Annotated in this window: 12 protein-coding genes; 5 read left to right on the top strand and 7 right to left on the bottom strand. The window is 60.4% G+C overall.

Going from position 1 to position 12,147, the window contains the following annotated elements; all coding sequences use genetic code 11:
- Positions 1–11 precede the first annotated feature (11 nt).
- Positions 12–1,331 (top strand): MFS transporter, encoded by a 1,320-nt coding sequence (locus ACQRBT_RS13290; RefSeq protein WP_060754223.1) that lies wholly within the window; start codon positions 12–14, stop codon positions 1,329–1,331.
- A 121-nt stretch (positions 1,332–1,452) separates the two neighbouring features.
- Here the strand turns inward: ACQRBT_RS13290 and ACQRBT_RS13285 are convergent, their stop codons facing one another.
- On the bottom strand, positions 1,453–2,208 hold the full coding sequence (locus ACQRBT_RS13285) for a COG4705 family protein (protein WP_060754224.1): 756 nt from the start codon (positions 2,206–2,208) through the stop codon (positions 1,453–1,455).
- Between the two features lie 193 nt (positions 2,209–2,401).
- Between ACQRBT_RS13285 and ACQRBT_RS13280 the strand changes: the two genes are divergently transcribed.
- A complete protein-coding gene (locus ACQRBT_RS13280) occupies positions 2,402–3,034 on the top strand; it encodes a flavin reductase family protein (RefSeq protein WP_060754225.1) in 633 nt (210 codons plus the stop codon).
- Between the two features lie 115 nt (positions 3,035–3,149).
- Here ACQRBT_RS13280 and ACQRBT_RS13275 read toward each other — a convergent pair whose 3' ends face one another.
- Together ACQRBT_RS13275 and ACQRBT_RS13270 are read right to left on the bottom strand one after the other, a co-directional pair.
- Entirely contained in the window at positions 3,150–3,428 is a 279-nt protein-coding gene (locus ACQRBT_RS13275) for a hypothetical protein (protein ID WP_060754226.1), read from the bottom strand.
- A gap of 8 nt (positions 3,429–3,436) precedes the next feature.
- Positions 3,437–3,778 (bottom strand): antibiotic biosynthesis monooxygenase family protein, encoded by a 342-nt coding sequence (locus ACQRBT_RS13270; protein ID WP_060754227.1) that lies wholly within the window; start codon positions 3,776–3,778, stop codon positions 3,437–3,439.
- A 328-nt stretch (positions 3,779–4,106) separates the two neighbouring features.
- Here ACQRBT_RS13270 and ACQRBT_RS13265 point away from each other — a divergent pair, with 328 nt between their 5' ends.
- Positions 4,107–5,036 carry an AraC family transcriptional regulator gene (locus ACQRBT_RS13265; RefSeq protein ID WP_060754228.1) on the top strand — a complete coding sequence of 310 codons (930 nt, stop codon included), beginning with the start codon at positions 4,107–4,109 and terminating at the stop codon, positions 5,034–5,036.
- A gap of 62 nt (positions 5,037–5,098) precedes the next feature.
- Here ACQRBT_RS13265 and ACQRBT_RS13260 read toward each other — a convergent pair whose 3' ends face one another.
- From ACQRBT_RS13260 to edd, 4 genes are all read right to left on the bottom strand, one after another.
- Complete coding sequence (locus tag ACQRBT_RS13260; RefSeq protein WP_198760556.1) at positions 5,099–6,568, bottom strand: ATP-binding protein; 1,470 nt, start codon at positions 6,566–6,568, stop codon at positions 5,099–5,101.
- Positions 6,558–7,292, bottom strand: a complete 735-nt coding sequence (locus tag ACQRBT_RS13255; RefSeq protein ID WP_060754230.1) for a response regulator — start codon at positions 7,290–7,292, stop codon at positions 6,558–6,560. The genes ACQRBT_RS13260 and ACQRBT_RS13255 overlap by 11 nt, the downstream gene beginning before the upstream one ends.
- Positions 7,293–7,433: 141 nt before the next feature.
- Positions 7,434–8,390, bottom strand: a complete 957-nt coding sequence (locus tag ACQRBT_RS13250; RefSeq protein ID WP_060754231.1) for a glucokinase — start codon at positions 8,388–8,390, stop codon at positions 7,434–7,436.
- Positions 8,387–10,213: a phosphogluconate dehydratase gene (edd, locus tag ACQRBT_RS13245; RefSeq protein ID WP_060754232.1), complete on the bottom strand. Its 1,827-nt coding sequence runs from the start codon at positions 10,211–10,213 to the stop codon at positions 8,387–8,389. The genes ACQRBT_RS13250 and edd overlap by 4 nt, the downstream gene beginning before the upstream one ends.
- Positions 10,214–10,434: 221 nt before the next feature.
- Between edd and gap the strand changes: the two genes are divergently transcribed.
- Positions 10,435–11,436, top strand: a complete 1,002-nt coding sequence (gene gap / locus ACQRBT_RS13240) for a type I glyceraldehyde-3-phosphate dehydrogenase (protein WP_412046762.1) — start codon at positions 10,435–10,437, stop codon at positions 11,434–11,436.
- A gap of 164 nt (positions 11,437–11,600) precedes the next feature.
- The gene (locus ACQRBT_RS13235) at positions 11,601–12,119 is read left to right on the top strand and encodes an RNA polymerase sigma factor (RefSeq protein ID WP_060754234.1); all 519 of its coding nucleotides are present in this window, start codon (positions 11,601–11,603) and stop codon (positions 12,117–12,119) included.
- The last annotated feature ends 28 nt before the right edge of the window (positions 12,120–12,147 follow it).

Here is a 12,147-nt window from a genome sequence, read left to right as displayed (position 1 = left end):
AGGATCCTTCAATGGATAACTCCAACACCCTGCCTCTGGGGTCGGCGGCCGTGCCGGCAAAAGAGCGCACCACCTCCAGCCGGATCAAATCGATTTTCAGCGGCTCCGTCGGCAACATGGTCGAGTGGTACGACTGGTACGTCTACGCCGCCTTCTCGCTGTACTTCGCCAAGACCTTCTTCCCGGCAGGCTCCTCTACCGCGCAATTGATGAACACCGCTGCGATCTTCGCCGTGGGCTTCCTGATGCGTCCTATCGGCGGCTGGCTGATGGGCATGTACGCCGACTACAAGGGCCGCAAGGCTGCACTGATGGCCTCGGTATTGCTGATGTGCTTCGGCTCGCTGCTGATCGCCCTGAGCCCTGGCTACGACACCATCGGCATCGGCGCGCCGATCCTGCTGGTCTTCGCCCGCCTGCTGCAAGGTTTGTCGGTCGGTGGCGAATACGGCACTTCGGCCACTTACCTGAGTGAAATGGCGACCAAGGAGCGTCGCGGTTTCTTCTCCAGCTTCCAGTACGTGACCCTGATCTCCGGCCAGCTCATCGCGCTGGCGGTATTGATCGTGCTGCAACAAGTACTGACCACCGAGCAACTGTATGCCTGGGGCTGGCGCATCCCGTTCGCCATCGGCGCCCTGTGCGCGGTTGTCGCGCTGTACCTGCGTCGTGGCATGGAAGAAACCGAGTCGTTCACCAAGAAGGAGAAAGCCAAGGAAAGCGCGATGCGCACGTTGCTGCGCCATCCCAAGGAACTGATGACCGTCGTCGGCCTGACCATGGGCGGCACCCTGGCGTTCTACACCTACACCACCTACATGCAGAAATACCTGGTGAACACCGTCGGCATGAGCATCTCCGACTCCACCACCATCTCGGCGGCGACGCTGTTCCTGTTCATGTGCCTGCAACCCCTGGTCGGCGGGCTGTCGGACAAGGTTGGCCGTCGGCCGATCCTGATTGCCTTCGGCATCCTCGGCACGCTCTGCACCGTACCGATCCTCACCACCTTGCACACCATCCAGACCTGGTGGGGTGCGTTCTTCCTGATCATGGCGGCGTTGATCATCGTCAGCGGCTACACCTCGATCAATGCCGTGGTGAAAGCCGAGCTGTTCCCCACCGAGATTCGTGCCTTGGGCGTGGGCCTGCCGTATGCGTTGACCGTGTCGATCTTCGGCGGTACCGCTGAATACATCGCGCTGTGGTTCAAGAGTATCGGTATGGAAACCGGCTACTACTGGTACGTGACTGCGTGTATCGCGGTGTCGTTGTTGGTCTATGTGACCATGAAAGACACCCGCAAGCACTCGCGCATCACCACCGACTAAAACGGTGCGAGGGGGCTTGCTGCCGAAGGCGGTGTGTCAGCCATAAATCGGTTGACTGAACCACTGCTATCGGGAGCAAGCCCCCTCCCACATTGAGTTCTATCTTGCCAGGATAGTCGGATCAGGACAGCTCTGCTGCCGGCTGACGCCCATATCGCCGCTGCGCATACGACGCCCCGGCAATCATCACCACCAGTACACCCGCCAATACCGCCGACGAACCGATGGTGCCGAAATCCAGCCCACCCTTTTCATAGGGTTTGGTAAGGAAGTCACCCAGCGTCGCACCAAACGGCCGGGTCAAGACAAACGCCACCCAGAACAACAGCACCGACGAGATCCGGGTGAAGTACTTGAGCGCCACTACCCCGGCAATCGCCGAGCCGATCAACAAGGCGCCACCGGCAAAGCCGAGCCCCGAGTCATCGGCCAGGAAGTCGCCCAGCGCGGTACCCAAGGTGTTGGAGAACAGGATGGCCATCCAGTAGAACAACTCGCCCCGGAAGGTTTGCACTTTGTTCACGTTCAGCGAGTCGCCGCTGACATGCCACAACGCGAAGATGATCATCAGGATCGCGATCAGGATCATGGAGCCCGTGGCGTAGCCCAGCCCCAGGGTGCGGTCCATGAAGTCAGACATGGTGGTGCCCGCGGTGCTGGTGGACAAAATCACGATCCAGTACAGAACAGGGTTGTAGGTTTTCGACCAGAGTTGCGTCAGCAAGGTGACCAGGAACACGCTGATCAAGATCATCGAGCTGATGGCGTAACCAACGTTGAGGGTCATCGACAACAAATCCCCGGCGGTTTCGCCCAGGGTGGTTGCGCAGATTTTCATGACCCAGAACGCCAGGGTGATCTGAGGAAGTTTGTTCATGGTACAGAAGGCTCCGAAGCTCAGTCTTTCAACGCGCCGACTTAGAGGGGTGTCGGCCTGGCGCGCAGACTGAATGCAGAGCTGTGAAAATTCGGTGGGCAATCAATGAAAATTCCATACGGCTGATGGAAATTCAGCGCCATGCCTTGCAGTATGGCCTCCATCCCGAAGCCAATAGCAGGAACCCCCGGTCATGTCTGACGATATTCATTTCTACGAGCCTGCCAACGGTCACGGCCTGCCCCATGACCCGTTCAATGCCATCGTCGGGCCAAGGCCGATCGGCTGGATTTCTTCCCACGATCGCGAAGGTCGCCTGAACCTGGCGCCCTACAGCTTCTTCAATGCGTTCAACTACATTCCGCCGATCATTGGGTTTTCCAGCGTCGGGCGTAAAGACAGCCTTAACAACATCGAACAGACCGGCGAGTTTGTCTGGAACCTGGCCACCCGCCCGTTGGCCGAGCAGATGAACCAGAGTTGCGCCGCCGTATCGCCGGAGGTGAACGAATTCGAGTTATCCGGCCTGACGCCGGTGGCCTCGAAAATCGTTGGCGTACCCCGGGTGGGCGAGAGCCCGGTCTCGTTTGAATGCAAGGTGACCCAGATCATTCAACTGCAGCGCGCCGACAAGCAGCTGGTGCCGAGCTGGCTGGTACTGGGCGAAGTGGTCGCGGTGCACATCGCCAAGTGGTTGCTCAAGGATGGCATCTACGACACCGCCGCCGCCGAACCGATCCTGCGCGGTGGCGGCCCGGCGGATTACTTCCAGTTGGGGCCAGAGGCGCTGTTCAAGATGTATCGCCCTGGTGCCAATAGCCGCTGATGGCATGCAATAAAACCTGTGGGAGGGGGCTTGCTCCCGATAGCGTTGGTGAAGTCAACACAGCATCGACTGACTCTCTGCTATCAGGAGCCCCCTCCCTGATCGACGGCGCTTTCTAGTTTGCGGCAGTGGCCCAAGCCAGTTGGCCGTCTTCGTCTACGTCGACCAGGTATTCAAGTTGCAGCGCGGCTGCATCGTCGGCGTCGGAGGCGGTCTTGAACTTCTGGCCATCAAGGATCTTGTGAAACCTGGGTGCGCCCATGCCATCGAGTGCCTTGACGGCGACGGCTGCGCTGTAGCCCCCTTCCCCCGGTACTACGGCGGAAACGGCTTCGTGGTGGGCAAATTGTTTACGTGCCATGTTGCAGGTCCTGGCCAATGGAAAGTCGGCCATTCTAACCCTCAACCGGCGAGTTGCAGGTACTCGCCGTAGGCATGCACGGCAGATGCGTCGGTGAAGGTCTGGAAGTCCATGCTGCGCACTACCATGTCGTTCAACAACTCGGTAAAGATCATCAGGGCCGGCGAGTTGAAGTAGGCGCTCATCGCCTGTTCGCTACTCCAGAAACCCGAGATCAGCCACACATCGGGGTCGACCTGGGAATGCTGCAACGAAAACTGCAGGCAACCCTGAGCCTGACGGCCCGGTTCGATCAAACTGCTCAAGCGTGCACCGAGTTCGGTGCTGCACCCGGTACGGGCACGGATAAAGGCCATATGGCTCGCGGGAATGGGGGTGGACATGTTCGACTCTCCCGTTGAGAAGTGATACTCGGCAAACACGCTGAGGGCGGGTTGCCACAGGATCAAAGATAACGGCGCGGGTGCAAACGCGGTTAGTCAATTCCTGCAGGCTTATTGCACAATCCTGCGAGAAGCGTAGATAAGCCACTCGGCCCGCAGGTGGTGTTCCAGGCACACACTCAGTGTTTCAGGGAGATGACGGGCCTTGCGCTTGCCTGATTCACGCCATATCGCAGGATCAGGCAAGGATTGTGCAGAATCGACGTAACACTTTTTGAAAAGCGCCCACTAAGCTGAGCCCATCGAAGAAGCGTGTAGAGGTCACTCCATGTCGTCGCCTGAACATCCGCTGATTCCCCTCGATGCCGAGATGGAAAAGCAGCGCGCCGAACTGGCCAGCATCGTGCAACGCCATACCTGGGAAGACGGTTCCTATGGCACAGCTATCACCTCGCTGTACCTGAACCGCCACAACACACCGCGCGATTTCATGCCGGTGCTGGTGGAGCCGGCCTTGTGCATCCTCGCCAGTGGCAGCAAGGAAGTTCGCCTGGCCGACGAAATCTTTGCCTACGACCCACTCAACTACTTGGTGTTCTCGGTTGCTATGCCCGTGGCGGGACGGATCATCGACGCCACGCCGCACGATCCCAACCTGTCAGTACGCATCAATATCGACCCGGCGCAGCTCACCGCCCTGATCGCCGAGGCCGGGCCGATGGGCGTGCCCTCGCGTCCCACCTCCCGTGGCATGTACGTCGACCGCATCGACAGCCAACTGCTCGACGCGGTGCTGCGCTTGACGCGCCTGCTGGACTCGCCCAAAGACATCGCCATGCTCGCGCCATTGATCAACCGCGAGATCCTCTATCGGCTATTGCGTGGCCCGCAGGGCTATCGGCTGTATGAGATCGCCGTCGCCAACAGCCAAAGCCATCGGGTCAGCCAGGCGATCACCTGGTTGAACGGCAACTACGAACAGCCGCTGCGTATCGATGACCTGGCCAAGGAAGTGAACCTGAGCGTTTCGACCTTGCACCATCGCTTCAAGGCGATCACCGCAATGAGCCCGCTGCAATATCAGAAGCAGTTGCGTTTGCAGGAAGCGCGGCGGCTGATGATCGCCGAGGGGCTGGAAGCGTCGGCGGCAGGGTATCGAGTCGGATATGAAAGCCCGTCGCAGTTCAGCCGCGAGTACAGCCGGTTGTTTGGGGCACCGCCGTTAAGAGACCTGGCCCGATTGCGCCAGAGCATCTGAGCCCATGCAGATCAAAAATGTGGGAGGGGGCTTACTCCCTCCCACATTTTGACCTCATGTATTCAGTCTAATCCACGAGGCAGTTGCAAGGTCACCCGCAGGCCCCCCTCACGCAGGTTCTGCAGGCTCACTTCCCCGCCATGGCTGTGCGCGATGTTGCGCGCAATCCCCAGGCCCAGGCCGTAGCCCTGTTGCTGCCCGGCCAGGCGGAAATGCGGTTCGAAGACTTGTTCCAGGCGCTGCTCCGGTACGCCGGGGCCTTCGTCGTCGACGTGCAGGATAAAGTCCACGCCATCGTCCTCGATATGCAAGTGAGCTTTCTGCCCGTACTTCAAGGCGTTGTCGATCAGGTTGCCGATGCAGCGCTTGAGCGCCAGCGGCTTACCCGGATAAGGCGCCAGGGCACGGCCGTCCTGGGTGATGCGGCCATTGCCATTGGGCGCCAGGTACGGCTCCACCAGGCAATCGAGCACGTGATTCAAATCCACCGGTTCGATGTTTTCGTGGATGTCAGTGTCTTTCACACATTGCAGCGCGCCCTTTACCAGCAGCTCCAACTCATCCAGGTCGCGGCCGAATTTGGTTTGCAGGTTCTCGTCTTCCAGCAGCTCCACGCGCAGGCGCAAGCGGGTAATCGGCGTGCGCAGGTCATGGGAGATCGCGCTGAACAATTGGCTGCGTTCGGTCAAGTAACGGCTGATGCGCTCACGCATGGCGTTGAAGGCGCGTCCGACTTCCACCACTTCGCTGCCGCCGCCTTCGGCTACCGGCTCGACATCGGCGCCCAGGGACATGTCCCGCGCCGCCCGCGCCAGGCGCTTGAGCGGCCGGCTCTGCCAGTGCACCAGCAGGCCGATGAACAGCAACAGCAAGCCGCTGGTCAGCACGATAAACCACACCTGCTGGGCCGGCAGGCCCTGCTCCTCCAGGCTGGTGTAAGGCTCGGGCAGCAACGAGGCGATGTACAGCCACTCACCGGGCGCAAGCTGGATCTGGGTCACCAGCACTGGCGGGTTCACCGGTTCCAGGGTCAGTGCGTAATGCGCCCAGGAGCGCGGCAGTTCATCGAGCTTCAAACCGGCGTTGAAAATCCGCAGGTCTTCGGCACTGACGAACTCCACCGAGATATGCACATCGGCGCCCAGGGTCTGGCGCAGCACTTCATCCACCGCCTCAAGCACGGCCTGCTTGCGCGGCGTCTGCGGCAATATCGCCATGTCCAGCGGCCGGTCATTGAGGGTCACCACGAAACGGGTGCCGCCCATGCTGCGCAGTTGGTCGAGCACCAAAGGGCGATAGGCCACGGGCAACGAGCGGAAGTAACTGACGCTGGCGGTCATCGAATGCGCCAGGCTACGGGCACTGGTGACCAGGCCTTCAAGCTGGGTAGCGCGCAATTGCGAGACCCAGATCACGCTGGACAGTGCCTGGGCAAACAGCACCACGAGCAGCGTCAGCAGCAACATGCGCCCCAGCAGCGAACGGGGTACGGGAAAGCGGACGCGGCGCTCGGTCAGACGCTCAGTGGGCATTGCCGGCAACCACGCTGGCTGCCAGTTGATAACCGCTGCCACGCACGGTGCGGATCAGCCGCGGGGGTTTTTCGGTATCGCGCAGGCGCTGGCGCAAGCGGCTGACCGCCATGTCGACGATACGGTCCAGCGGCATCAGGTCGCGGCCACGGGTGGCGTTGCCGATGGTGTCGCGGTCGAGAATCTGTTGGGGGTGGTCAAGGAACAGCTTGAGCAGGGCAAAGTCGGCGCCGGAGAGGATCACCTCCTCGCCATCCACATGAAACAGGCGGTGGCTGATCATGTCCAGCCGCCACTCGTCAAACGCCAGCACGTCACCCGCGCCGCTGCGCTCCTGGCCAAACTGGGCACGACGCAACAGGGCCTTGATCCGCGCTTGCAACTCGCGGGGGCTGAAGGGCTTGCCGATGTAATCGTCGGCGCCCAGCTCCAGGCCGATCACCCGGTCGGCTTCGTCGGAACTGGCGGTCAGCATGATGATCGGCACCTGGGCCTGACGTGGGTGCTGACGAACCCAACGACACAGGCTGAAACCGTCTTCGTCGGGCAGCATCACATCAAGAATCACCAGGTCGCATGGTGCCTCGCTCATGGCCTGGCGGAACCCCGCACCATCCGACACGCCACGGACTTGGAACCCGGCGCGGCTGAGGTAGGTTTGCAGCAATTCGCGGATTTCCTGGTCGTCGTCGACGAGGAGAATCGATTTACTGATTACGCTCACGGGGTCCTCCTTGTAGTTATGGCCAAGCTTGAGTCATGTGTTGCTTAGGGCCACCATCGGGAGCAAGCCCCCTCCCACATTTTGAATGTATTCACACATCGAAGTGTGGGAGGGGCTTGCCCCCGATGAGGCCATCAAGGTCTATGCAAAAGCCTGCTCAAGCGCCACACCCGCCCCGGTCAACCCGGAATACGGCGCGGTCACCAACCACACCGGAATACCTTTGAAGTAGTCGCTCATGCAGCCTTTGTCACTGAAGCTCTTGGTAAAACCACTGTTGATGAAGAAGTCGGCAAACCTCGGGATCACCCCGCCCACGATATACACACCGCCGCGCGCGCCGGTGGTCAGCACGTTGTTGCCCGCTACGCGGCCCAACCAGATGCTGAACTGGTTCAAGACTTCCACGGCCACCGGGTCACCGGCCAACCCCGCCGCCGTAATGGCTTCGGGCGTGTCCAGCACCGGCGTATGGCCATCCACCGCACAGATTGCGCGATAGACACGCGGCAGGCCAGCACCGCTCAGGGCGGTCTCGGCGCTGACGTGGCCGATCTCATTGTGGATGTGCTGCCACAGCTGGGTTTCACGCGGGCTGCTCAGGGGCAGGTCGACATGGCCGCCCTCCCCCGGCAACGCCGCCCAACGGCCGCCACCCAGATCCAGCAACGTACCGACGCCAAGGCCAGTGCCCGGGCCGATCACTACCGCAGGGCGAAACGCTTCCGGCGTGCCTTCGCAGACCACGCGAAATTCGTCGGGCTTGAGCCGTGTCATGCCCAGGGCCATGGCCGTGAAATCATTGACCAGCAGCAGGTTATCCACCTGCAGGGTTTTACAGAATGCAGTCTTGCTCAGGCGCCAGTGATTGTTGGTGAATTTAAATTCATCACCGCTCACCGGCCCGGCGACCGACAGGCACACCGCGCCGATGTCGCCGATTTGCAGGCCCTCTTCCTTGAGGTAGACCATGATGGCCGCCTCAGGGCTTGAGTGATCCGCCGTGGCGTGCACCCGGATCGAATGCAGCTCCTGATCCTGCCACAACGCAAAACGGGCGTTGGTTCCCCCGATGTCACCGACCAGCGCAAGCTTCACTTAAGCGTCTCCAAGGCAGAGGTAAAGGCGCTGGCGCCCTGCTCTGCGGAGCTTGCGGCCAAGCGCATAAATGCAAACAGTTCGCGACCAGCCCCCACGTTGTTGCCCAACAGGCCCGTGGCAGGCGTGCGCGCTGCGAATTCTTCGGCGTCCACCTTAAGCTCCAAGGTGCCCTTCACGCCATCCACGCGAATGATATCGCCATTCTGCACCCGCGCCAGCGGCCCGCCGCTCTGTGCTTCGGGGTTGACGTGGATCGCGGCGGGGATCTTACCCGAGGCGCCGGACATACGCCCGTCCGTAACCAATGCCACTTTGAAGCCTCGGTCCTGCAGCACGCCGAGGAACGGGGTCATTTTATGCAATTCCGGCATGCCGTTGGAGCGCGGGCCCTGGAATCGCATCACCGCGACAAAGTCCTTTTCCAACTCGCCGGCCTTGAATGCGTCGGCCAGGTCCTGTTGGTCCTGGAACACCACGGCCGGCGCTTCGACGATTTGATGCTCCACGGCCACGGCCGAGACTTTCATCACCCCACGACCGAGGTTGCCTTCCATCACGCGCAAACCGCCCTCGGCCGAGAACGCACGGGCCACGGGGCGCAGGATGGTTTCATCGAGGCTCTCGATCGGGCCGTCGCGCCAGATCAACTCGCCGTCGACCAGGAACGGCTCCTGGGTGTAGCGGCTCAAGCCCTTGCCGGCCACGGTGTTGACGTCTTCGTGGAGCAGGCCGGCCTCAAGCAGTTCGCGAATCAGGAACGACATGCCACCCGCCGCCTGGAAGTGGTTGATATCGGCCTTGCCGTTTGGATACACGTGGGACAGGGTCGGCACCACCTCGGAGAGATCGGCCATGTCCTGCCAGGTGAGGATGATGCCCGCCGACATGGCGATGGCCGGCATGTGCAAGGTGTGGTTGGTAGAACCGCCGGTCGCGTTGAGGGCAACGATGGAGTTGACGATCGACTTCTCATCGACGATCTCGCCGATCGGCATGAAATTGCCGTTGGCCTTGGTCAGGCGCGTGACTTGATGCGCCGCTTCACGGGTCAGTGCGTCACGCAGCGGCGTGTACGGGTTGACGAACGAAGCGCCCGGCAAGTGCAGGCCCATCACTTCCATCAGCAACTGGTTGGTATTGGCGGTGCCGTAGAAAGTGCAGGTGCCGGGGCTGTGGTAGGACTTCATCTCCGATTCCAGCAGCTCTTCGCGGGTGGCCTTGCCTTCGGCATAGCGCTGGCGCACATCGGCCTTCTGTTTGTTGGAAATGCCCGACGGCATCGGCCCGCCCGGGACGAAGATCATCGGCAGGTGACCATAGCGCAGCGCGCCCATCATCAGGCCTGGGACGATCTTGTCGCAGATGCCCAGCATCAAGGCGGCGTCGAACATGTTGTGGGACAGCGCTACCGCCGTGGACATGGCAATCACTTCGCGGCTGAGCAGGCTCAGCTCCATGCCCGGCTCACCCTGGGTCACACCGTCGCACATGGCGGGGGTGCCGCCGGCGAACTGGCCGACCGAGCCGACTTCACGCAGGGCTTGCTTGATCTGTTCAGGGAAATGTTCGTACGGCTGGTGTGCCGAGAGCATGTCGTTATATGAGGAAACAATTGCCACGTTGGCGGCATTCATCATACGCAGACTATTTTTATCTTCAGCACCGCAGCCGGCCACGCCATGGGCAAAGTTGGCGCATTGCAGCTTACCGCGCATCGGACCGTCGCTGGCGGCGCCGCGAATGAGCGCAAGGTAGGCCTCGCGGGTGGCGCGGCTGCGGGCGATAAGCCGTTCGGTGACCTCAAGAACGCGGGGATGCATGTGTAGAACTCCAGGCTAACGGATGTGGCGACCCTCGTTCCTATGTTGACCAAACGCCCGCAGCTCATGGGATGGCAGGGTGTCGTTCGGATCATCGGACCAGTTGATTCAGGTCACTCGTTGTAGATTGAACAAAATATTGCCACTAAAAAGGCTTGTTTTCTATTTTTATGCGAATAATCTTGTAATTCTTACAACAAATCGACGACAGGCACTTTCCAATGACTCTTCGCATCGCAATCAATGGTTTTGGCCGCATCGGCCGTAATGTCCTGCGCGCACTGTATACCCAAGGCTATCGCCAGGATTTGCAGATCGTCGCCATCAATGATCTGGGCGACAGCTCGATCAATGCCCACCTGCTCAAATACGACACCGTGCATGGCACTTTTGAAGCAGAGGTCGCCCACGATCAGGAAAGCCTGACCGTCAACGGCGACCGGATTGCCGTCAGTGCCATTCGCAACCCGGCCGAACTGCCATGGGCCGCGCTGAAAATCGATGTGGTGTTCGAATGCACCGGCCTGTTCACCGACCGTGCCAAGGCTGCCGCCCATGTTACCGCCGGTGCACGCAAGGTGATCATCTCCGCACCGGCCAAAGGCGCGGACGCCACCGTGGTCTACGGTGTGAACCACGACATTTTGCGTCAATCCCACCAGATCATCTCCAACGCCTCGTGCACTACCAACTGCCTGGCACCAGTCGCCCAGGTGCTGCATCGCGAGCTGGGGATCGAAAGCGGCTTGATGACCACCATTCATGCCTACACCAACGACCAGAACCTGACCGATGTCTACCATACCGACCCGTATCGCGCGCGTTCGGCCACCCAGAACATGATTCCGAGCAAGACCGGTGCGGCCGAAGCCGTCGGCCTGGTACTGCCGGAACTGGCAGGCAAGCTGACCGGCATGGCGGTCCGTGTACCGGTGATCAATGTGTCGCTGGTCGACCTCACCGTGCAGTTGAAGAAAGAAGCCACCGCCGAGGAAGTCAACGCACTGCTCAAAGAAGCCAGCCAACACTCGAAAATCCTCGGCTACAACACCTTGCCGCTGGTTTCCAGCGACTTCAACCACAACCCGTTGTCGTCGATTTTCGATGCCAATCACACCAAGGTCAGCGGCAAGTTGCTGAAGGTGCTGGCGTGGTATGACAACGAATGGGGTTTCTCCAACCGTATGCTGGATAACTGCCTGGCGCTGTGTAACGCCGAATAAGGCGACCTGCAGGTTCCCACGCTTTGCGTCCCGGTCCCAAGGTCGTGACGCGGAGCGTCACAGGATGAATTCCCACGCAGAGCGTGGGAACGATCAAATACCGCACTTGCCATTTCAGTTGATGATAAGCATTATCATTAACTGCAAATCGGTCTGGTATCACTGTGAGCCAATCTCGCTTCAACCAAGTCTTTCTCACCCAACGGGTGATTCTGCTACGCACTTTGCAGCGGATGGTGAATAACCACAGCACCGCCGAAGACCTGTTGCAGGAAACCTACCTGCGCGTCACCCGTGCCCTCAGCGAGCGGCCGATCGACCACCTCGAACCCTTCGTCTATCAGACGGCGCGCAATCTGGCGCTGGATCATCTGCGTGCGCGCAGGATTCAAGCCCGTACGCTGCAGGAAGATGTCCCACTGGATATCCTGCAAAGCGTTGCCGCCCCCATCAGCACCCCGGAAGATGCAACCCAGGCCGAGCAACTGCTTGAACACCTGAGCGTCAGCCTCGGCCAGTTGAGCGCCCGCCAGCAGCAGATCTTTATCCTCAGTCGCCTGCACGGTTGCAGCTATCAAGAGATTGCCGACCAACTCCACGTGTCCTTGAGCACCGTGCAAAAGGAACTGAAATTGATCATGGCCATCTGTGTAGGTGTGGCCGACCGGCTGGATCAGCCTTAAGCTGCATCCGACAGAAATGTTGATCCAG

Source organism: Pseudomonas sp. R19M (assembly GCF_050312585.1).
In the GTDB taxonomy this organism is placed as follows: Bacteria; Pseudomonadota; Gammaproteobacteria; order Pseudomonadales; family Pseudomonadaceae; genus Aquipseudomonas; species Aquipseudomonas palleroniana.
Note: the sequence above shows the minus strand (reverse complement) of the source record. Positions and strands in the feature narration are given on the sequence as shown.

Coding starts and splice junctions, on each gene's coding strand:
- ACQRBT_RS13290 (WP_060754223.1), top strand. CDS start 12: ATGGATAACTCCAACACCCTGCCTCTGGGGTCGGCGGCCGTGCCGGCA.
- ACQRBT_RS13285 (WP_060754224.1), bottom strand. CDS start 2,208: ATGAACAAACTTCCTCAGATCACCCTGGCGTTCTGGGTCATGAAAATC.
- ACQRBT_RS13280 (WP_060754225.1), top strand. CDS start 2,402: ATGTCTGACGATATTCATTTCTACGAGCCTGCCAACGGTCACGGCCTG.
- ACQRBT_RS13275 (WP_060754226.1), bottom strand. CDS start 3,428: ATGGCCGACTTTCCATTGGCCAGGACCTGCAACATGGCACGTAAACAA.
- ACQRBT_RS13270 (WP_060754227.1), bottom strand. CDS start 3,778: ATGTCCACCCCCATTCCCGCGAGCCATATGGCCTTTATCCGTGCCCGT.
- ACQRBT_RS13265 (WP_060754228.1), top strand. CDS start 4,107: ATGTCGTCGCCTGAACATCCGCTGATTCCCCTCGATGCCGAGATGGAA.
- ACQRBT_RS13260 (WP_198760556.1), bottom strand. CDS start 6,568: ATGCCCACTGAGCGTCTGACCGAGCGCCGCGTCCGCTTTCCCGTACCC.
- edd (WP_060754232.1), bottom strand. CDS start 10,213: ATGCATCCCCGCGTTCTTGAGGTCACCGAACGGCTTATCGCCCGCAGC.
- gap (WP_412046762.1), top strand. CDS start 10,435: ATGACTCTTCGCATCGCAATCAATGGTTTTGGCCGCATCGGCCGTAAT.